Source organism: Curtobacterium sp. 9128 (genome assembly GCF_007673775.1).
GTDB lineage: Bacteria > Actinomycetota > Actinomycetes > Actinomycetales > Microbacteriaceae > Curtobacterium.
The window spans coordinates 266,018-284,595 of the sequence record NZ_VEAF01000002.1; the positions used below are offsets into that span (position 1 = coordinate 266,018).

The window sequence follows — 18,578 nt, forward strand, 5'->3', positions numbered from 1 at the left end:
GAGACGGGGATCGTCCGACCGTACCGACCTGCGGAGTCCCTCAGGTTGCGCTCCGGTAAACCCTTGCGATCGATCCCGTCAGCCCTCGCTCAGCACGCGCAAGAGCGTCACACCGATCGCGATGACGTACCAGCCGACCATGTTCCCGCGCCTCGTGGCGAGTGCCAGCGAGCCCGCCATCGCGGCGAGCGCCACGGCGGCTGCGAGGAGCCGGATGGCCGGGCTCTGGTGGTCGACGCCGACCACGCAGCAGGCGAGCGTCGCGAGGACGACCAGTAGTGCGGTGAATCGCCTCCGTCGGGGAGTGCCTGTGCCCAACGAAGTTTGTTCGCTCACGGCGCCACCGTCCTGGTCCGCAGCCAACCAGCAAGGACCGGAAGCACGATCCAGATCAGGCCTGAGGTGATCGTCGCGAGGATCTCACCCTCCCCCGTCATGCCGTTCTGCACCGATCCGAAGCGGATGTAGGCGGTCCAGGACCCGAGGAACGCGAGGACGACGTCGAGCACGAGCATCACTCCGAGAACAGTCACGAGGCCGAGTGCCAGGGAGCGAAGACTCGCGCCGATGCCGAACCCGAAAGCCGCTGAGGAGAAGCAGAGAGCGGCAACCTGCAGGACGGACGCTCCGATGGACCACGAGGAGAGGTGGCCCCCGAGTGCGACGCCCACGAGCGCTCCTGCTGAGCCCACCAGGGCCGTGAACACGATCACGCCCGCGATGATCGCACCACATGCAACGAACCTCCCCCAGTAGATCGCGTCACGGGTGAGGCCGGCGAGCAGGCCATCACGTTCGCCTCCGCGTGACGCATCGCCAACGCCGACCACGACGCCGACGATCGACGCAGCCAACGCCGCGGGAAGGCCCGCCGTCACGATGACCTCGCCCGCGTTGAAGCTCGACGTCTTCGTGATCAGCGAAACACTGAATCCACCGCACACGACGATGAGCAGCGCGAGGACTCCGAAACCCGCGGCCGCACCCGCGGTGTCGAGGCGCTTCAGCACCTCGATCTTCGTCAGCTCGACGAAGGTGATCACTGCACTCCCTCCGCTTCGAACTCAGCCGAGGTGATCTCCTCGTACAGCGATTCCAGCGACCGCGCCACGGGCGCCGCAGACAGCACGTCGACGCCGATGGCGGTGGCGATCCGGACTGCCTCGGCTGTAGTCGTTCCGAGTCGCACCGCGCTGCGGTGCAACGTCGCAGGCACACCACGCTCGCTGGCCGCCGCCACCAGAACGGCGGGATGGTCGACCTCGAGCTCGCACGCAACAGCCTTCGAAGCGCTCATGCGCTCGACGCGCACGATCTCCCCCTTGCTGACGAACACTGCGTCGTCGATCATCGTCTCCAACTCGCCGAGCAGATGACTCGACACGATCACTGTCGCGTCGGCGCGGCGCAGGCTCGCTACGACCCCCCGCACCCAGGTGATGCCGTTCGGGTCGAGACCGTTCATCGGTTCGTCGAGGAGAACGAGGTCCGGCGACCCGAGGAGTGCAACCCCGATCGAGAGCCGCATCTTCATCCCCAGCGACAGCGCTCCCACACGGCGCTTCAGTACGGCTCCGAGGCCGACCTGGTCGGCCATCGCGGCAGCAGCGGCAGGACCGGCGCCCACGAGTCGAGCGCGGAGGAGCAGCACCTCCCTGACCGATCGGCCACGATGCAGGTCCGCGTCACCGAACACGGCACCAACTGCTGCCCCGTGTTGCCACGGCACCCCTTCGAGCGAACCCCGGTCGGGCAACACGAGGCCCGCGAGAACAGACAGCAGTGTGGACTTCCCCGCACCATTGGGACCGATCAGACCGTAGACCCGTCCCGGTTGCAGCTGTATCGAGGCCTCGCTGAGACGAGGCCTCCCGCGCCCCCGGAGACTGACGTTGCTGATTTGGATCATCTTTCGTCCCCTTCAACGGTGTGGGCGACCAGATCGCCCGGCCGCCCACACCACGACTCAGATCATCCGAAGAAGTAGTCCCAGAGAGCACTGAACAGCTCCTGGAGGCTCATCTGCGCGATCGCGTTGATGCCTGCTCGGATCCACGCTGCGAGCCCGTTCCACCAGCTCTTGAACGCATTGACGCCGTTCCGCAGTGCCGTCTTCATCGCTGGGATGACGGACGACGCGTTGCGCTTGATCCAGTCGACGATCGGTCCGATCGGGACGCGATCGGTCGAAGGCTCACCCGCCGGCGCGTTCGTCCCGGCCACCGACCCATTGGTGACCGTGACGGGCATGGCCCTTGAATTGGTCGCGGTCCCGCCGATGCTCGTTGGGCTGATGCTCGCCGGCTGCGCTGAGGCAGCAGTGACCCCGACAGAACCGAGCATCGCTCCCGCGACGATGACCCCGACGACACCAGCGACACGGATGTTCTTCATGGTGATTCCCCAATCGTTCAGCGGCTTCTCTGCCGCAGAACCACCATGTCATACATCTCGTCTCATATTCCAGTGGCTCGGCGATGGTGGAGATGGGAACAAGGCATCGGGTCCGGATTGTCAGGACCCCACCGGCACCCACTCCCGCCCCACCCGGTGCACCGCGGGCCCGTGCCCCGGCAGCACGATCTCCGGGATCGGCAGCGCCCGCGCGGACTCGAGCGCGACCGCCTGGTCCGCCGTGAAGAACGGCGTGATCATCCGCGGCCTCGGTGCCCACGACGCCGGCTGCGTGTCGTGGCGGGAGACGACGGCGTCCCCGGTGACGATCGCATCAGCCGCGGGCAGCAGGTACGCGGTGGACCCGTCGGTGTGCCCGGTGGCGGGGAACGGCGTGATCGCCCGACCGTCGAAGTCCGCCGCGGTGAACGCGCGCACGCTCGGCACCTCGGTGCGCCGGAGTGCGTCGGACCGCACCGCGCTGGCGAGCCAGCGCAGGACCCGCGGCGCGGCGAGCCGGCCGCCGAGCTCGGCGGGCGTGACCTGCTGGCGCGACGGTCCGCGGACGTTCGCGACCTCGTCCGCGTGCGCGAGCACCTCGACGTGCGGGTGCCGCTCGAGGATCCCCGGGATGCCGCCGACGTGGTCGACGTGCCCGTGCGTCACGTAGACCCGGCGGAGGTCGTCGAGGTCGTGTCCGGCGTACCGGACGGTGTCGAGCACGAGCTCGGTGTCGGCCGGGTAGCCGGCGTCGATCAGGGCGACCCCGTCCTCCTCGGCCAGGACCACCCAGTTCGACACCGGTCCCTCGACGAACACCACCCCGGGTGCGACGGAGACGACGGAGCGGGGTTCGCGAGCGGTCATCCACCGACGCTATCGGAGCCGTCGTCGGCCGATCGCTTCGCGCGCGTCTGCACGGCGCGGGCGGCCAGCTCGTCGTCGGCCGGGTAGCCGACCTCGGTGAGCGTCAGCCCCTTCGCGGGTGCGACCTTGAACGCGCTGGTCCGCTCCCCCGCCACCCGCAGCTCCTCGAGCCGCTCCGGCCCGAAGCGGCCCTCGCCCACGGCGATGGTGGCCCCCACCATCGCACGCACCATGGAGTGACAGAACGCGTCGGCCTGGAGGCTCGCCACCAGCACGCCATCCGGCTCGCGGTCCCAGCGGAACTCCTGGAGCGTCCTGATGGTCGTCGCGCCCTCGCGCGGCTTGCAGAAGGCCGCGAAGTCGTGCAACCCCAACAGCGTCAGCGCACCTCGCTCCATCGCTGCCGCGTCGAGCCGCGCCGGGTGCCAGAGCGTGTGCCCACGACGCCGTGGATCGCGGGGGGCGTCGAGGTCGGCGACCCGGTAGGCGTAGCGCCGCCAGAGCGGGGAGAACCGGGCGTCGAACCCGGCAGGTGCGACCGAGGCCCGCGCGACGACGACGTCCCCCTCCGGTCCGGCCAGGCCGTTGAGCCGCCGCACCAGCCCGTCGAGCGACGCCGCTGGCGAGCCGCGCTTCGCCACGAGCGCCGCCCACTGCTCGGCCGTGAGGTCCAGGTGCGCGACCTGCCCGGACGCGTGCACCCCGGCGTCGGTGCGCCCGGCGACGGTGAGCTGCGGGGCGTCCCCCCAGCGCGTGAACACGGTGGCCAGCGCCGCCTCGAGCGCCCCCTGCACGGTCCGCAGCCCCGGCTGCCGGGCCCACCCGGAGAACGCCGCCCCGTCGTACGCGACGTCGAGCCGCAGCCGCACCCCGTCCTCCTGCAGCCCGGTCTCGCTCACACCCCCACGGTACCGATGTCAGCGCCGCGTCAGCGCCACGTGAGTGCCGGGCGGCAGCATCGGTCACGACATCGACGAGAGGAACAGCGATGACGACGACACCACCCGCCGTGGAGGCCATCGGCCTGGTCAAGACGTTCGGCCAGAACCGCGCCGTGGACGGGGTCGACCTCCGCGTGGAGGCCGGGACCGTGTACGGCGTGCTCGGCCCGAACGGCGCCGGCAAGACCACCACGATCAGCATGCTCGCGACCCTGCTGAAGCCCGACGCCGGCGAGGCCCGCGTCTTCGGCCACGACGTCCGTCGGGAGCCCCAGCAGGTCCGCCGGCTCATCGGCGTCACCGGCCAGTACGCGAGCGTCGACGAGACGCTCAGCGCGACCGAGAACCTCGTCGTCTTCTCGCGGCTGCTCGGTCTGTCCCGCGCCGAGTCGAAGCGGAAGTCGGCCGAGCTCCTCGAGCGGTTCGGCCTGACCGAGGCCGCCAGGCGCCCGCTCAAGGCCTTCTCCGGCGGCATGCGACGGCGTCTCGACCTGGCGGCGAGCCTGATCGCGCAGCCGCCGCTGATCTTCCTCGACGAGCCGACGACCGGCCTCGACCCGCGGACCCGCGCGCAGATGTGGGACACGATCCGGGAGCTCGTGCAGACGGGCTCCACGGTGCTGCTGACGACGCAGTACCTCGACGAGGCCGACCAGCTGGCCGACCGGATCGCGGTGATCGACCACGGTCGTGTCGTCGCCGAGGGGACCGGCGACGAGCTCAAGGCGTCGATCGGCACCGCGTCGCTGCAGCTCCGACTCGCCGACGCCCTCCGGCTCGACGCCGCGAGGAGCATCGTCCGGACGACCCTCGGCGTGGAGGCGGTGGTGAGCCCAGAGGGCTCCCGCCTGACCGCGCCGATGGCCGAGCCGGACCGGGTCACCGACCTGCTCGTGTCGTTCCGCGACGCCGGCATCTCCCTCGCCGAGATGAGCGTGCAGAAGCCCACGCTCGACGAGGTCTTCCTGACCATCACGGGTGCCCCGGCCACGGCCGACGAGGACACCCAGCGCGAGCTCGAAGGGAGCATCGCATGACCACGCTGACCCCGTCGGCCCCCACCACGCCCCGCATCACCCCGCGGCCCGGAGTCGGCGGCACCGGACTCGGTGCCACGGTCCGGCAGTCCTTCACGATGGCGTACCGCGGCCTGGTCAAGGTCCGTCGCACGCCGGAACAGCTGTTCGACGTGACGCTCATGCCGATCGTCTTCACGGTGATGTTCACGTACATCTTCGGCGGCGCGATCTCCGGCAACGTGGCGGCCTACCTGCCGATCATCATCCCCGGCATCCTCGTGCAGACGAACATCACGTCGTCGATCGTCACCGGTGTGCAGCTCCGCGAGGACATGGACAAGGGTGTCTTCGACCGCTTCAAGTCGCTCCCGATCGCCCGCATCGCCCCGCTCGCCGGGGCGCTGCTCGCCGACACGGTCCGGTACGCGATCGCGACGACCATCACGTTCATCACCGGCTTCGCGATGGGACTGCGTCCGGCCGGTGGCCTCGGTGCGGTCGTGCTGGCCGCAGTGCTCGTCATCGTGGTCGCGTGGGCGATCAGCTGGATCTTCGCCTACTTCGGCGTCGTGGCACGCACCGCGTCGAGCGTCTCCGGCATCTCCAACCTGGTGCTGTTCCCGCTGACCTTCCTGTCGAACGCGTTCGTGCCGGCCGACACGCTGCCGGACTGGCTGCGCTGGTTCTCCGAGGTCAACCCGATCTCGCACCTCATCACGGCGGTCCGCGACCTCGTCAACCACGGCCAGGTCGGCGGGGACCTGGTGTTCTCGCTCGTCGGCGCCGCGGTCGTCGTTGCCGTGTTCGCACCGCTCACGGTGCGCGCCTACATGCGGAAGGCCTGACACCTCCGGGTTCAGGCGACGGTGCACAGCTCCTCGAGCAGTGCCCGCAACGCCGTCACGGCCTCGGTCCGGTCCCATCCGGCCGAGGCCGTCTCGGCGTCCACGACCGCATCCGCTCCGACCACGTCGACCAGCAGCGGACGCAGCCGGCGGTGGGCGAGCACCGCGAAGTCCTGCCGCGAGCCGAACCGTGTCGCCAGGCCCCAGCACCTGGCAGCCTCAGCGGGCATCCCCCGGCGCAGCGCGACGAGCGCGATCCCGATGAGCGTGGTGCCGATGACCGGCAGGTCCAGCCACCACGGGTGCAGACGCAACATCACCAGGGCCCCGATCCGCAGGTGGCGCGCGATGGCCCGCTGCTCGGCCTGGAGGCCCGGCTCGGTCCCGCCGGACCGGCTCGCCGCCGCCTCGTCCTCCGCCACGATGCGCGCGGCCCCGGCCATCAGCCACCAGTTCTGCGTGCGCTTGCGTCGGGGCACCACGAAGTCCCACGCGCGGCGCCAGTGCTCGGCGGCGCCGTCGAGGTCGCCGTCCGCGCGGCTGCACTCGGCGTCGATGGCGATCGCGATCACCCCGACCTGCACGGCGTCGTCCTCGAAGCCGCCGCGGTTCGCCACCGGCTGGTCGCCGAGGTCGGCGGCGATCGACCTGGCGAGGTCGACGTCCCCGGTGGCCGCGGCACAGAGTCCGACGGTCCATCCGATCTCGTACAGGTCGTCCTCGGCGCCGAACACCTCGAGCCGTTCCCGCGCGACGGCCGCCGCGGCGAGCGCCTCGGCGTGCTGCCCGTCCTGTGCGAGGAGCTGTGCCAGCGTGACGGCGACGGAGCCCAGCGCCCACGCGTCGTCGACCCGTTCGGCGAGCTCCCCGGCGCGATGGGCGAAGCGCAGCGCGTCCGCGTGCTCGCCGTCGTTCTCGGCCAGGGGTGCGCTGAGCAGGAACGCGAGACAGGCCACGCCCTCGTCGTCGCCGTCCCGGTAGCGCGCGAGCAGAGCCATGCCGTCGTCGGGGCGCCCGAGGGTGAGGAGCAGGGCCGCCTGGGCGTCGAGTGTCGCCGCGCCGGTGGGCCCGAGACGCACCACCCGGCGGAGCGCGGAGATGGCCCACGCGGCGGTCCGACGGTCGGTGAAGACGGACGACGCCCCGATCAGGACCAGCCCGAGCGTCACGGCGGCGCGGTCCTCCGGCAGCGGCGGGGTCCGGCGGAGCATCGGCAGCAGGTCCGGGGCGATCGTGACCACCTCACCGTGCGCACCACGGAGCGTCCAGTACCCGCCGAGCGCGGCGAAGACCTGGGCGACCGTGCGGTGGTCCCCGTCGTGGAGCCCCCACCGGAGCAGCGTGACGAGGTTGTCGGCCTCGTGCCCGACCTCGCGGAACCACCGGCGCTGCCGCTCCCCCGTCGCCGTGAACATGTTGCGTTCCGCCGAGAAGTCCCGTCCCCAGCGGAGCATGGCCGCACGGACGGCATCCGTGGCGCCACGCTCGGCGAGCCGGGCCGCACCGAACTCGCGCACGGTCTCGAGCAGGCGGTACCGCACCGGCTCACCCTCGTGCTCGACGAGCTGCACGAGGGACTGCTCGACGAGCTCCGCCAGGTCGTCGAGGGCGTCCTCGTGCCGGGCCGGGTCGGCAACGGCTTCGACCGCGTCGACCGCCAGCCCGTCCGGGAAGAGCGCGAGCCGGGTGAGCAGGTCGCGGGCTCCGTCGTCGAGCAGCCGCCAGCTCCACTCGATCACGGCGAGGAGCGTCCGGTGTCGCTCGGGCGCACTGCGGTCGCCGCCGCGGAGCAGGGCGAACCGGTCGTCGAGCCGCCCTTCGATCTCCTCGGCGCTCATCCCCCGGATGCGTGCTGCCGCGAGCTCGATCGCGAGCGGTGACCCGTCGAGTCGCGTGCAGATGCTCCGGACGGTGTCGACGGGGAGCACGGCACCGGGGCGTGCGGCCCGTGCTCGTTCGGTGAACAGCCGGACCGCGGACCCGTCGGCCTCGACGGGCAGCGGTGCGAGGGCTGCGACGACCTCGCCGGCGATGGCGAGGGGTGCCCTGGACGTCGTCAGCACGCGGAGCGACGGCAGCACGGCGAGCAGGTCGGCGGTGAACGCGGCGGCGGCCTCGACCAGGTGCTCGCAGTTGTCGAGCACGAGCATGGTCGGTTCCTCGGCGAGTGCCCGGACCACCCGTCCCCACAGGTCGGAGACGACCGCATCCCGGAGCGATCGAGCGCCCCGCACCTCAGCGATCCCGAGCAGCGCCCCGAGCGCGGGCACGATGTCCTCGCCGACGGTGAGCGGCGCGAGTTCGAGCACGACCACACCGCGGTCCTCGGCGACCGTGGCCGCGACCGCCTGCGCCAGCCGTGTCTTGCCGAGCCCACCCGCCCCGAGGATCGTCACCAGCCGCCCCTCGGACAGCAGGTCCGTGACGGCCGCGAGGTCGGCCTCCCGTCCGACCAGCGTGTTGGGCGCTGCCCGCAGGCCGACGCGGCGGACGGCACCGGGACCGGCGGGCGCTCGGCGGAGCATCTCGGCGTTCAGCCGCACGAGCTCTGCGGACGGGTCGGCACCGAGGCCGTCGGCCAGGCGTTCCCGGTGGGCGGCGAAGGCGGCGAGCGCCTCGGCGGTGCGTCCGGCCGCGTCGAGCGCGCGCATCGAGCCGGCGACGGCGGCCTCGTCGAACGGGTCGGCATCGGCCTGCTCTCGCCAGACGGCCACGGCGCCGTCCGCGTCCCCGGCGTCGAGCAGGGCCGAGCCGAGTGCGCGGCGGAGTGCACGGCGAGCCACGTCCGCTCGGTGGGCGAGCGCTTGCCCGAGGTCACCCTCGACGTCGTCGCCCGGCTCGCCACGCCAGGTCGCGAGCGCCGCCCGGAGTCCGGCGTCCGCCCGGGTGCCCTCGGCGGCCAGCTGCTCGGCGCAGGCGAGGTCGACGTCCTCGGGGCGGACGCCGAGCGCGTACCCGGTCGCCGTCGAGACGACCAGCCCGTCGGTGGTGGTCCGTCGGAGCCGTGAGACGAGGGTCTGGAGCGCTGCCCGAGCGCCCTTCGGCGGGGTGTCGCCCCAGAGCTGGTCGATGAGCGCGTCCGTCGTCATGGCGTGCCCCCGAGCGAGGACCAGCGCGGTCACGAAGGCCCGCGCGAGTGCTCCGGGCACCGGTGCGGGGACGCCCGTCGGGTCCTCGACCAGGACCGGTCCGAGGACGGCGATGCGGGGGTGCGCTGCCACAGAGCGAGTCTAGGTCGGGGACGGCGGACGCGGTCTTCTCGTCCACGCCGGGTGCGGCCTGGCGCACGTGCGACGACACGGCTTGCACGGTCGACGTCGTCCACGACGGCACGTGGACGCGGTACTTCCTCACGAAGCGGGTCGCGCCGGACACCGGTTCCGCCGTCCAGCGGTGGGCGGAGTCGTCCTTCAGCTCCGCGGCTGACCGACCTCGGAGCCGAACGGTCCGGTCTTCGTGTCGAGGGACTCCGTCGCGCGGCGCTCCGACTCGACGATGCCCCGCAGCGCCACGAGCGCCGCGGACGTCACCGCCACGTCCGACGGGTTCTCGCGGCTCGCGTCGAGGGCACGCTCCACCTCGGCGATCGCCTCGTCGCCGGCGCTCGCCGGGCACTCGCCCCGGATCATGCACGCGAGGTCGCGGAGTGCCTTCGCGAGCGGTCCCGCGAAGGCCGGGTCCGGGCGTCCGAGCCCGGCGGAGACCGGACCGGTCCGGGCGACGAGCTCGGTGAGGTCGGTCGTGTACCAGGCGACCCGCTCCAGCGCACGGAAGCGTGCGCCGTCCTGCTGCAGACGAGCCCGCGATCCCCGCAGGGCCCCGCGCGGGTTCAACTTGCGGCTCTCGTGGGCGATCGAGACGCGAGACCGGACGTCGGCGATCGCGCGGTCCAGCCGGTCCTGCTGCTGGTCCCAGGCACGCTCGTCACGCTCGCCGGTCTCGAGGACCTCGGCGAGGCCGTCGATGTGGTCCGCGAGCACCCCGTTCACCGCGTCGATGCGGTGTTCGGCGTCCCAGAAGCGCAGCGGCGGGAAGATGAGGAAGTTCACGAGCAGACCGATCACCACGCCGACCGCCATCTGCACGAGGTACCCGAGCGAGTACCCCTCGGCGTGCGCGCCACCGACGAGCAGGACGAACAGGGCCGCCGTGGAGACCCACGAACTCCCCTCACCGAGGATCCGGAACCCGCCGACGAGCACGCCGATGCCGACGGCGAGGGCGATCGCGATGAAGCCCGGGTCGCCGATCCACATCGTGAAGCCGGCGATGACGATCCCCAGGCCGATGCCGACGAGTGTCTGGATCCCGCTGCGGAGCCCGGCGAACACCGTCGTCTGCATCGCCACCACCGCGCCGAGCGGGGCGTAGTACGGGTACTCCGACGCGACGCCGGGGACGTGCTGCGCGACGAACCACGCCAGGCACGCGGCGAACGCGGCCTTCGCGGCGTGCAACAGCCGCGGCTGTGTGCCCGACGTCCGGCTCCAGCGCCAGACCCGCGTCCCCGCCCCCGCGACGTGTTCGAATCCCATGCGTCCCTCTCGATGCGGACCTCGGCGGGCCCGACCGGTCACCGTACCGGCCGGCGGCTGTGAGCCCGACCGCCCCGGGCCTCGCGGCTGCCGATGCGGACCTGCCCGACGCGGACATGCCGGACGCGGATCTGCCGGGCGCGGACCCGTCAGGCGCGGACCCGCCGGATGCGGAACGGCCCCCGCAGCGGCGTGCTGCGGGGGCCGTTCGTGCTCGTGTGCGAGCGGACCTACTTGTCGTCGGCCTTCTCGGCGGCGTCGGCCTCGACCTCGGCGGCAGCCGGGGTCTCGGTCTCCGACTCGACGGGAGCGGACTCCTCGGTGGTCTCGGTCTCCTCGACCGGGGCCTCTTCGGTGCTCGTCTCCTCGGTGCTGGTCTCCTCGGCGGTCGGCTCCTCGACCGGCGCTGCGGCGGCCGGGGCCGCGGAGCTGCGCGTCACGGGGGCCGGCGTGCCGGAGACGGGCTCGAGCACGAGCTCGATCGACGCGAGGGGCGCGTTGTCGCCCTTGCGGAAACCGAGCTTCGTGATGCGGGTGTAGCCGCCCTGGCGGTCGGCCACCTGCGGCGCGATCTCCGTGAACAGCGTGTGCACGACGGTCTTGTCGCGGAGGGCCGCGATGACCCGACGACGGGCGTGCAGGTCGCCGCGCTTCGCGAACGTGATGAGCCGCTCGGCGACCGGACGGAGGCGCTTGGCCTTCGTCTCGGTGGTCGTGATGCGACCGTGCGTGAAGAGGGCGTTGGCGAGGTTGCTCAGGAGCAGGCGCTCGTGGGCGGGACCGCCACCGAGGCGGGGGCCCTTGGTGGGCTTCGGCATGTCAGTTCTCCAGTGGTGAAAGAGTGGTGCGCGCCGTGACGACGCGCGTGCGCATCAGCGCGAGGTCAGTTGCTGGACTCGTCCTCGTCGTACCCGCTGTAGAAGTGGGCGCCGTCGAATCCGGGGACGGTGTCCTTGAGGGACAGGCCGAGCTCGGTGAGCTTGTCCTTGACCTCGTCCACCGACTTCTGACCGAAGTTGCGGATGTTCATGAGCTGCGTCTCCGACAGGGCGACGAGCTCGGACACCGTGTTGATGCCCTCCCGCTTGAGGCAGTTGTAGCTGCGGACCGACAGGTCGAGGTCCTCGATCGGGGTCTGCAGCTCGTTCGAGAGCACGGCGTCGACCGGCGCCGGGCCGATCTCGATGCCCTCAGCCGCCGTGTTCAGCTCGCGGGCGAGACCGAACAGCTCGACGAGCGTCCGACCGGCCGACGCGATGGCGTCGCGCGGCGTGATGGCCGGCTTCGACTCGACGTCGACGACCAGACGGTCGAAGTCCGTGCGCTCACCGGCACGCGTCGCCTCGACGCGGTAGGTGACCTTGAGGACCGGCGAGTAGATCGAGTCGATCGGGATCTGACCGGCCTCGCTGAACTCCGAACGGTTCTGCGTCGCCGAGACGTAGCCGCGGCCACGCTCGATGGTGAGCTCGAGCTCGAAGCGCGCGGTGTCGTTCAGGGTCGCGATGACGAGGTCCGGGTTGTGGATCTCGACGCCGGCCGGCGCGGAGATGTCCGCGGCGGTGACCTGACCGGCACCCTGCTTGCGCAGGTACGCCGTGATGGGCTCGTCGTGCTCGCTGGAGACGACCAGGCTCTTGATGTTGAGGATGATCTCCGTGACGTCTTCCTTGACACCGGGAACGGTGCTGAACTCGTGGAGGACGCCGTCGATGCGGATGCTCGTGACCGCAGCACCGGGGATCGAGGAGAGGAGCGTGCGGCGCAGCGAGTTCCCGAGGGTGTAGCCGAAGCCCGGCTCGAGCGGCTCGATGACGAAGCGCGAGCGGTGCTCGGAGATCGACTCCTCAGTGAGGGTGGGGCGCTGTGCAATGAGCACTGTGGGATTCCTTTCGGCGAAGTGTCCGCTATATGACACTTGGCGGTACGACGGGGCCGGCGAGGCCCCGACGGGTCTGTTGAGTTGTGATCACGCGCACTGACGTACGCGATCGAACGACCAGGAATGGCCGTCCCCGCTCGGGCCCTCCGGGAGACGGATCTCCGTCAGGGACCGAGTAGGGGACGGCCGGTTGCTCCTCGCGTCAGACGCGACGGCGCTTGGGCGGGCGGCACCCGTTGTGCGCCTGCGGCGTGACGTCGTTGATCGAGCCGACCTCGAGGCCAGCGGCCTGGAGGGAGCGGATCGCGGTCTCGCGACCGGAACCCGGGCCCTTCACGAACACGTCGACCTTCTTGACGCCGTGCTCCTGCGCCTGACGCGCAGCGGACTCGGCGGCGAGCTGCGCCGCGAACGGCGTCGACTTGCGCGAGCCCTTGAAGCCGACGGCACCGGAGGACGCCCAGCTGAGGACGGCGCCCGACGGGTCGGTGATGCTGACGATGGTGTTGTTGAACGTGCTCTTGATGTGGGCCTGGCCCACTGCGACGTTCTTCTTCTCCTTGCGGCGCGGCTTGCGCGCGGCAGTCTTGGGGGTAGCCATGGTGATCTCCTATCGGGCCTTCTTCTTGCCTGCCACGGTGCGCTTCGGGCCCTTGCGGGTACGCGCGTTGGTCTTGGTGCGCTGACCGCGCACGGGGAGACCACGACGGTGGCGGAGACCCTCGTAGCTGCCGATCTCGACCTTGCGGCGGATGTCGGCGGCCACCTCGCGGCGGAGGTCACCCTCGACCTTGAAGTTGCCCTCGATGTAGTCGCGGAGGGCGACGAGCTGGTCGTCGGTGAGGTCCTTGACGCGGATGTCACCGGAGATACCGGTGTCCGCGAGCGTCTTGACCGCGCGGGTGCGGCCGACGCCGTAGATGTACGTGAGTGCGATCTCCACGCGCTTCTCGCGCGGGATGTCGACGCCTGCTAGACGTGCCATGTGCTGGCTGCTCCTGTTGTCGATGGAGGTGTGGCGCAGTACCGGTGCTCGGGCCTCCGCCCCGAGGTGTCCCCCCGTCCCGGCCGGAGCCGCGAGCGGAGTTCTGGTACTGCGTGTTCGGTGTTCAGTTGTGGTTCCTGCGCAGGCCGCCGGTCGGCGTCCGGTCAGGCAGACCCGGGGACTAGCCCTGGCGCTGCTTGTGACGCGGGTTGCTCTTGCAGATCACCATGACGCGGCCCTTGCGGCGGATGACACGGCAGTGCTCGCAGATGGGCTTGACGCTGGGGTTGACCTTCATTGCTGTTTCCTCGTGCTCGCTGGCTTCGTGCTCGGCGGGTTCGCCGGGCCGTTCCTTTCCAGCTCGCGGATCACTTGTAGCGGTAGACGATCCGGCCGCGGGTCAGGTCGTACGGGCTCAGCTCCACGATCACGCGGTCCTCGGGGAGGATGCGGATGTAGTGCTGGCGCATCTTCCCGGAGATGTGCGCGAGGACCTTGTGCCCATTGGTCAGCTCAACGCGGAACATCGCGTTGGGCAGAGCTTCGAGCACCGAGCCTTCGATCTCGATGACGCCGTCTTTCTTGGCCATAGCCTCACTGTCGCTTGGTTGGATTACGGTGTGATCCCCGAACCGGTCTGCGGGTCGGGCGCCACGCCGAGACGGCATGACACACCAAAGATCGATCTTATGGGAAAGTGGTCGGATTGCCAAGTGTGGGCGGCGCCTCCCCCGAGTTGGGGTGTTCCTGAGGGCGTGGCCGCCGTTCCACAGTGGTTCCACGGCGCGTTCGCGGGGGAGGACGAGGAGTCCAGCCCTACGGTGACGATGCAGCCACCTGAACGGAGACCACGTGCCCGACGCCACCAGGCCCTTCGCTCGTCACGGACGACTCCCCCGCCGGCGCGGCTGGGCGACGCTCGTGATGGTCGTCGCCTCGACGCTCGCCGTGGTCCTCGTCAGCGGGACGAGCGTCGCGGCCATCGCCGGTGCCCAGCTCGCCAGCGCCCCGAAGTCGGTCAAGCTGAGCAAGGACGACCAGAACACCGCGGCGTCCGCCGACATCACCGCGATCCCGGGCGGCGCGAACATCCTCCTGATCGGCAGCGACACCCGCGTCGGGCAGTTCGACGCGAGCGATGACGTCGAGGGCGCCCGCAACGACGTCACCATGCTCATCCACGTATCCCAGGACCACACCCAGCTGACCGCGGTGAGCTTCCCGCGCGACCTGATGGTGCCGATCCCCGCATGTTCGAACCCGGAGACGGGCACGAGCTACCCGGCGGCACGGTCCGCACAGTTCAACACCGCGCTCGGCAACGGCGGCGTCTCGTGCGTCGTGGACACCGTCGAGAACCTCACCGGGCTGACCATCCCGTACGCCGGGATGATCACGTTCGACGGCGTCATCGAGATGTCGAACGCGCTCGGCGGCGTCGACGTCTGCGTCGCGAAGGCCATCGACGACTCGTACACGGGGTTGCACCTGGACGCCGGGTCGCACTCGCTCGAGGGGTCGGACGCCCTCGCCTTCCTCCGCACCCGGCACGGCGTCGGCGACGGCAGCGACCTCGCCCGGATCAGCTCGCAGCAGGTCTTCCTCTCCGCGCTCCTGCGGAAGGTGACCTCCGACGGCACGCTCTCCAACCCGATCACGCTCTACAAGCTCGCCGGAGCGGCCCTGCACAACATGGTGCTCTCCGACGGGCTGAACCAACCGCGGACCCTGGTCGGCCTCGCCGGCATGCTGCGCGGGATGAGCACGTCCGACATGCTCTTCGTGCAGTACCCGGTCGCGGACGACCCGGACGACTCGGCACGGGTGGTCGTCGACGAGACGGCGGCACACACGCTGAACGTGGCCCTGCAGACCGACCAGAAGACGACGCTCGGCGACTCGACCACGGGGCGCGCATCCGAGGAGCAGAGCGACGCACCCAGCACGCCGGCGGCCCCGACGACTCCGGCGCCGACGGCGCCGACGGGCGGCGCGAGCACCAGCGCGCCGAGCCAGAGCGCCACGCCGCTGCCGTCGTCGATCACCGGGCAGAGCGCGGCGGAGCAGACCTGCTCCGTCGGCAACTGACGCCGACGGGGCGGGCGCACACCGCGCCTCCCGTCCGGCTCGCGCCGTCCGCAGTGCGGGACCGGACGGGAGGCCGGCCCTACGCGATCGGGACCGGCGTCACTCCCAGCGGGGCCAGCCCGGATGCGCCGCCGTCGGCGGCCGTGAGCACCCAGATCCCGTCGGCGTGGACGGCGACGCTGTGCTCCCAGTGCGCCGCGTCGGAGCCGTCCAGGGTGCGGACGGTCCACTCGTCGTCGTCGGTCGAGCTGTCGATCGTGCCGGCCGTGACCATCGGTTCGATGGCGACGACCAGTCCGGGCCGGACCGCCGGACCGGCACCGCGGACACGGTGGTTGTACACCGGCGGTTCTTCGTGCATGGACCGGCCGATGCCGTGCCCGGTGAAGTCCTCGACGATGCCCCAGGCACCCGTCTCGTCGATGGCGTCCTCGACGGCGGCACCGACCTCGTGGAGGTTCCTCGCATGCGCCAGCGCGGCGATGCCGTGCCAGAGCGACCGCTCGGTCGTGTCGCAGAGCGTCTGCCGCGCCGTCGTGACCGCAGCGTCGCCGCCGGGGACCACCATGGTGAACGCGCTGTCGCCGTTCCACCCGTCGACCTCGGCGCCGGCGTCCACCGAGACGATGTCGCCCGGCTCCAGGACGCGGTCACCGGGGATGCCGTGCACGATCTCGTCGTTCACGGAGACACAGAGCGTGTGCCGGTACCCCGGCACGAGCTGGAAGTTCGGGATCCCGCCGCCGTCCCGGATGGTGCGCTCCGCGATCGCGTCGAGCGCACCCGTGGTGACACCGGGACGGACAGCCGCACGGACGGCCACGAGCGCTTCCTCGGTGAGCAGTCCTGGGCGCACCATGGCCCGGAGCTCCTCCGGCGTCTTGTAGATCGAGGGCTTGCGGAACCGCACCACGGGCGTCAGACGCCGGCGGTGAGCCCGCGCGACGCGAGCGCCGCCTGGATGCGGTCGCCGACCTCGTCGACCCCGCCCAGTCCGTCGACGTCGACCACGAGACCGCGCTGCTGGTACGCGTCCACGATCGGCGCGGTCTGCTCGACGTACACGGCCTGGCGACGACGGATCGTCTCCTCGTTGTCGTCGCTGCGTCCCTGCTCACCGGACCGCTTCAGCAGACGCCCGACGAGCGCGTCCTGGTCGGCGACGAGCCGCACGACGGCGTCGAGACCGGTGCCCTGCTCGGCGAGGAGGGCGTCGAGGTACTCGACCTGACCCACCGTGCGGGGGTACCCGTCGAGCAGGAAGCCGTGCTCGGCGTCGGGCTCTGCCAGTCGGGACTTCACGAGCTCGTTCGTCAACGAGTCGGGCACGTAGTCACCCGCGTCCATGATCGCCTTCGCCTGCACCCCGAGCGGCGTGCCCTCGGACACGTTCTTCCGGAAGATGTCACCCGTGGAGACGGCGGGGATCCCGAAGGTCTCGGCGATGCGGCCGGCCTGCGTTCCCTTCCCGGCTCCGGGAGGTCCGACGATGATGAGACGTGCGCTCAACGGAGAAGCCCTTCGTAGTGACGTTGCTGCAGCTGCGAGTCGATCTGCTTCACGGTCTCGAGACCGACACCCACGATGATGAGGATGCTCGCGCCACCGAACGGGAAGTTCTGGTTCGCGCCGAACAGCGCCAGTGCTGCCAGCGGGATGAGCGCGATGAGACCGAGGTAGAGCGAGCCGGGCAACGTCACCCGGGTCAGGACGTAGTCGAGGTACTCAGCGGTGGGTCGACCGGCACGGATGCCGGGGATGAACCCGCCGTACTTCTTCATGTTGTCGGCGACCTCTTCGGGGTTGAAGGTGATCGCGACGTAGAAGTAGGTGAACCCGACGATGAGCAGGAAGTACAGCACCATGTAGAACCAGTTGTCACCCGAGGTCAGGTTGCTCTGGATCCACGTGACCCACGCGGCCGGCGCGGAGCCGTCGGAGGGCTGGTTGAACTGCGCGACGAGTGCCGGCAGGTACAGCAGCGACGAGGCGAAGATGACGGGCACGACGCCGGCCATGTTCACCTTGATCGGGATGTAGGTGTTGTTGCCGCCGTAGGTCCGACGGCCGACCATGCGCTTGGCGTACTGCACCGGGATCCGTCGCTGCGACTGCTCGACGAATACCACGGCCATCATGATCACGAGGCCGACGAGGATGACGAAGAGGAACAGCTCGAAGGACTGCGACTGCTCGATCGCCCAGAGCGCGGAGGGGAACTGCGCTGCGATGGACGTGAAGATGAGCAGCGACATGCCGTTGCCGATGCCGCGCTCGGTGACGAGCTCACCCATCCACATGATCAGGCCGGTGCCGGCGGTCAGCGTGACGACCATGAGCATGATCGCGTACCAGCTGTCGTTCGAGATGATCGACGAGCAGGAGGGGCTGGCGTTCGTGCCGAAGAGCTGCCCGGAGCGGGCGACCGTGATCAACGTCGTGGACTGGAGCACACCGAGCGCGATCGTGAGGTAGCGCGTGTACTGGGTCAGCTTCGCCTGACCCGTCTGGCCCTCCTTGTAGAGGGCGTCGAAGTGCGGGATGACCACACGCAGCAGCTGCACGATGATCGACGACGTGATGTACGGCATGATGCCGAGCGCGAAGACCGAGAGCTTCAGCAGCGCGCCGCCGGAGAAGAGGTTGATGAGGTCGTAGAGCCCGCCGGAGGAGGACGCGCTCGCCAGGCAGGTCTGGACCGCGGCGTAGTCGACGTACGGTGCCGGGATGTACGACCCGAGGCGGAACAGCGCGATGATCGCGAGGGTGAAGCCGATCTTCTTGCGAAGGTCGGGGGTGCGCATGATGCGCGCGACCGCTCTGAACACGAGGACTCTCCGAACTAGTGGGACCGGACTTGCCGATCGAGCCGGGCGTGACTGCCCGAGGCCGGTACGCCGACCGCGCGACCCGGTGTCGCCACCGAGGTGACGGAGGACACCGGGCCTGCCATCAAGGAAACCGCAACGGCGGGGGCGGCGGGGGGCGAGGCGAGGTGGCGCCGGGCGAGAGGCCGGGCGGG

The 18,578-nt window shown here is 70.6% G+C and carries 20 protein-coding genes; 3 read left to right on the forward strand and 17 right to left on the reverse strand.

What is annotated here, in order from left to right; all coding sequences use genetic code 11:
• Window positions 1–78: 78 nt before the first annotated feature.
• The 6 genes from FS641_RS04455 to truA form a co-directional block, all read right to left on the reverse strand.
• On the reverse strand, window positions 79–336 hold the full coding sequence (locus tag FS641_RS04455) for a hypothetical protein (RefSeq protein ID WP_144760548.1): 258 nt from the start codon (window positions 334–336) through the stop codon (window positions 79–81).
• On the reverse strand, window positions 333–1,043 hold the full coding sequence (locus tag FS641_RS04460; RefSeq protein WP_144760551.1) for a hypothetical protein: 711 nt from the start codon (window positions 1,041–1,043) through the stop codon (window positions 333–335). The genes FS641_RS04455 and FS641_RS04460 overlap by 4 nt, the downstream gene beginning before the upstream one ends.
• Complete coding sequence (locus FS641_RS04465) at window positions 1,040–1,909, reverse strand: ABC transporter ATP-binding protein (RefSeq protein ID WP_144760554.1); 870 nt, start codon at window positions 1,907–1,909, stop codon at window positions 1,040–1,042. Before FS641_RS04465 ends, FS641_RS04460 begins: the two co-directional genes overlap by 4 nt.
• Before the next feature lie 62 nt (window positions 1,910–1,971).
• Window positions 1,972–2,394 carry a hypothetical protein gene (locus FS641_RS04470; RefSeq protein ID WP_144760557.1) on the reverse strand — a complete coding sequence of 141 codons (423 nt, stop codon included), beginning with the start codon at window positions 2,392–2,394 and terminating at the stop codon, window positions 1,972–1,974.
• A 120-nt stretch (window positions 2,395–2,514) separates the two neighbouring features.
• Window positions 2,515–3,261: an MBL fold metallo-hydrolase gene (locus FS641_RS04475; protein ID WP_144760560.1), complete on the reverse strand. Its 747-nt coding sequence runs from the start codon at window positions 3,259–3,261 to the stop codon at window positions 2,515–2,517.
• Window positions 3,258–4,160 (reverse strand): tRNA pseudouridine(38-40) synthase TruA, encoded by a 903-nt coding sequence (truA, locus tag FS641_RS04480; protein ID WP_260855684.1) that lies wholly within the window; start codon window positions 4,158–4,160, stop codon window positions 3,258–3,260. The genes FS641_RS04475 and truA overlap by 4 nt, the downstream gene beginning before the upstream one ends.
• Before the next feature lie 89 nt (window positions 4,161–4,249).
• On the opposite strand from truA, the gene FS641_RS04485 reads away from it, so the two are divergent.
• Both FS641_RS04485 and FS641_RS04490 read left to right on the forward strand, forming a co-directional pair.
• A complete protein-coding gene (locus tag FS641_RS04485) occupies window positions 4,250–5,239 on the forward strand; it encodes an ATP-binding cassette domain-containing protein (RefSeq protein WP_144760563.1) in 990 nt (329 codons plus the stop codon).
• On the forward strand, window positions 5,236–6,066 hold the full coding sequence (locus FS641_RS04490) for an ABC transporter permease (protein ID WP_144760566.1): 831 nt from the start codon (window positions 5,236–5,238) through the stop codon (window positions 6,064–6,066). The genes FS641_RS04485 and FS641_RS04490 overlap by 4 nt, the downstream gene beginning before the upstream one ends.
• An 11-nt stretch (window positions 6,067–6,077) precedes the next feature.
• Here FS641_RS04490 and FS641_RS04495 read toward each other — a convergent pair whose 3' ends face one another.
• From FS641_RS04495 to infA, 8 genes are all read right to left on the reverse strand, one after another.
• Entirely contained in the window at window positions 6,078–9,287 is a 3,210-nt protein-coding gene (locus tag FS641_RS04495) for a BTAD domain-containing putative transcriptional regulator (protein ID WP_144760569.1), read from the reverse strand.
• Between the two features lie 189 nt (window positions 9,288–9,476).
• On the reverse strand, window positions 9,477–10,601 hold the full coding sequence (locus tag FS641_RS04500) for an FUSC family protein (RefSeq protein WP_144760572.1): 1,125 nt from the start codon (window positions 10,599–10,601) through the stop codon (window positions 9,477–9,479).
• Between the two features lie 230 nt (window positions 10,602–10,831).
• Entirely contained in the window at window positions 10,832–11,419 is a 588-nt protein-coding gene (rplQ, locus tag FS641_RS04505) for a 50S ribosomal protein L17 (protein WP_144760575.1), read from the reverse strand.
• Between the two features lie 65 nt (window positions 11,420–11,484).
• Window positions 11,485–12,480 carry a DNA-directed RNA polymerase subunit alpha gene (locus FS641_RS04510; protein WP_056121453.1) on the reverse strand — a complete coding sequence of 332 codons (996 nt, stop codon included), beginning with the start codon at window positions 12,478–12,480 and terminating at the stop codon, window positions 11,485–11,487.
• 205 nt (window positions 12,481–12,685) lie between these two features.
• A complete protein-coding gene (gene rpsK / locus FS641_RS04515; protein WP_017885507.1) occupies window positions 12,686–13,084 on the reverse strand; it encodes a 30S ribosomal protein S11 in 399 nt (132 codons plus the stop codon).
• Window positions 13,085–13,093: 9 nt separating this feature from the next.
• A complete protein-coding gene (gene rpsM, locus FS641_RS04520; protein ID WP_144760579.1) occupies window positions 13,094–13,468 on the reverse strand; it encodes a 30S ribosomal protein S13 in 375 nt (124 codons plus the stop codon).
• Window positions 13,469–13,649: 181 nt separating this feature from the next.
• Complete coding sequence (gene rpmJ / locus FS641_RS04525) at window positions 13,650–13,766, reverse strand: 50S ribosomal protein L36 (protein ID WP_022903266.1); 117 nt, start codon at window positions 13,764–13,766, stop codon at window positions 13,650–13,652.
• 70 nt (window positions 13,767–13,836) lie between these two features.
• On the reverse strand, window positions 13,837–14,058 hold the full coding sequence (gene infA, locus FS641_RS04530) for a translation initiation factor IF-1 (protein WP_017885509.1): 222 nt from the start codon (window positions 14,056–14,058) through the stop codon (window positions 13,837–13,839).
• A gap of 262 nt (window positions 14,059–14,320) precedes the next feature.
• On the opposite strand from infA, the gene FS641_RS04535 reads away from it, so the two are divergent.
• Complete coding sequence (locus tag FS641_RS04535; RefSeq protein WP_260855685.1) at window positions 14,321–15,556, forward strand: LCP family protein; 1,236 nt, start codon at window positions 14,321–14,323, stop codon at window positions 15,554–15,556.
• A 79-nt stretch (window positions 15,557–15,635) separates the two neighbouring features.
• Here FS641_RS04535 and map read toward each other — a convergent pair whose 3' ends face one another.
• The 3 genes from map to secY are packed head-to-tail and all read right to left on the reverse strand — an operon-like array spanning window position 15,636 to window position 18,384.
• Window positions 15,636–16,469 carry a type I methionyl aminopeptidase gene (gene map / locus FS641_RS04540; protein WP_395878945.1) on the reverse strand — a complete coding sequence of 278 codons (834 nt, stop codon included), beginning with the start codon at window positions 16,467–16,469 and terminating at the stop codon, window positions 15,636–15,638.
• Between the two features lie 5 nt (window positions 16,470–16,474).
• Window positions 16,475–17,065 carry an adenylate kinase gene (locus FS641_RS04545; RefSeq protein ID WP_144760582.1) on the reverse strand — a complete coding sequence of 197 codons (591 nt, stop codon included), beginning with the start codon at window positions 17,063–17,065 and terminating at the stop codon, window positions 16,475–16,477.
• Window positions 17,062–18,384, reverse strand: a complete 1,323-nt coding sequence (gene secY / locus FS641_RS04550; protein WP_144760585.1) for a preprotein translocase subunit SecY — start codon at window positions 18,382–18,384, stop codon at window positions 17,062–17,064. The genes FS641_RS04545 and secY overlap by 4 nt, the downstream gene beginning before the upstream one ends.
• Between the last annotated feature and the right edge of the window lie 194 nt (window positions 18,385–18,578).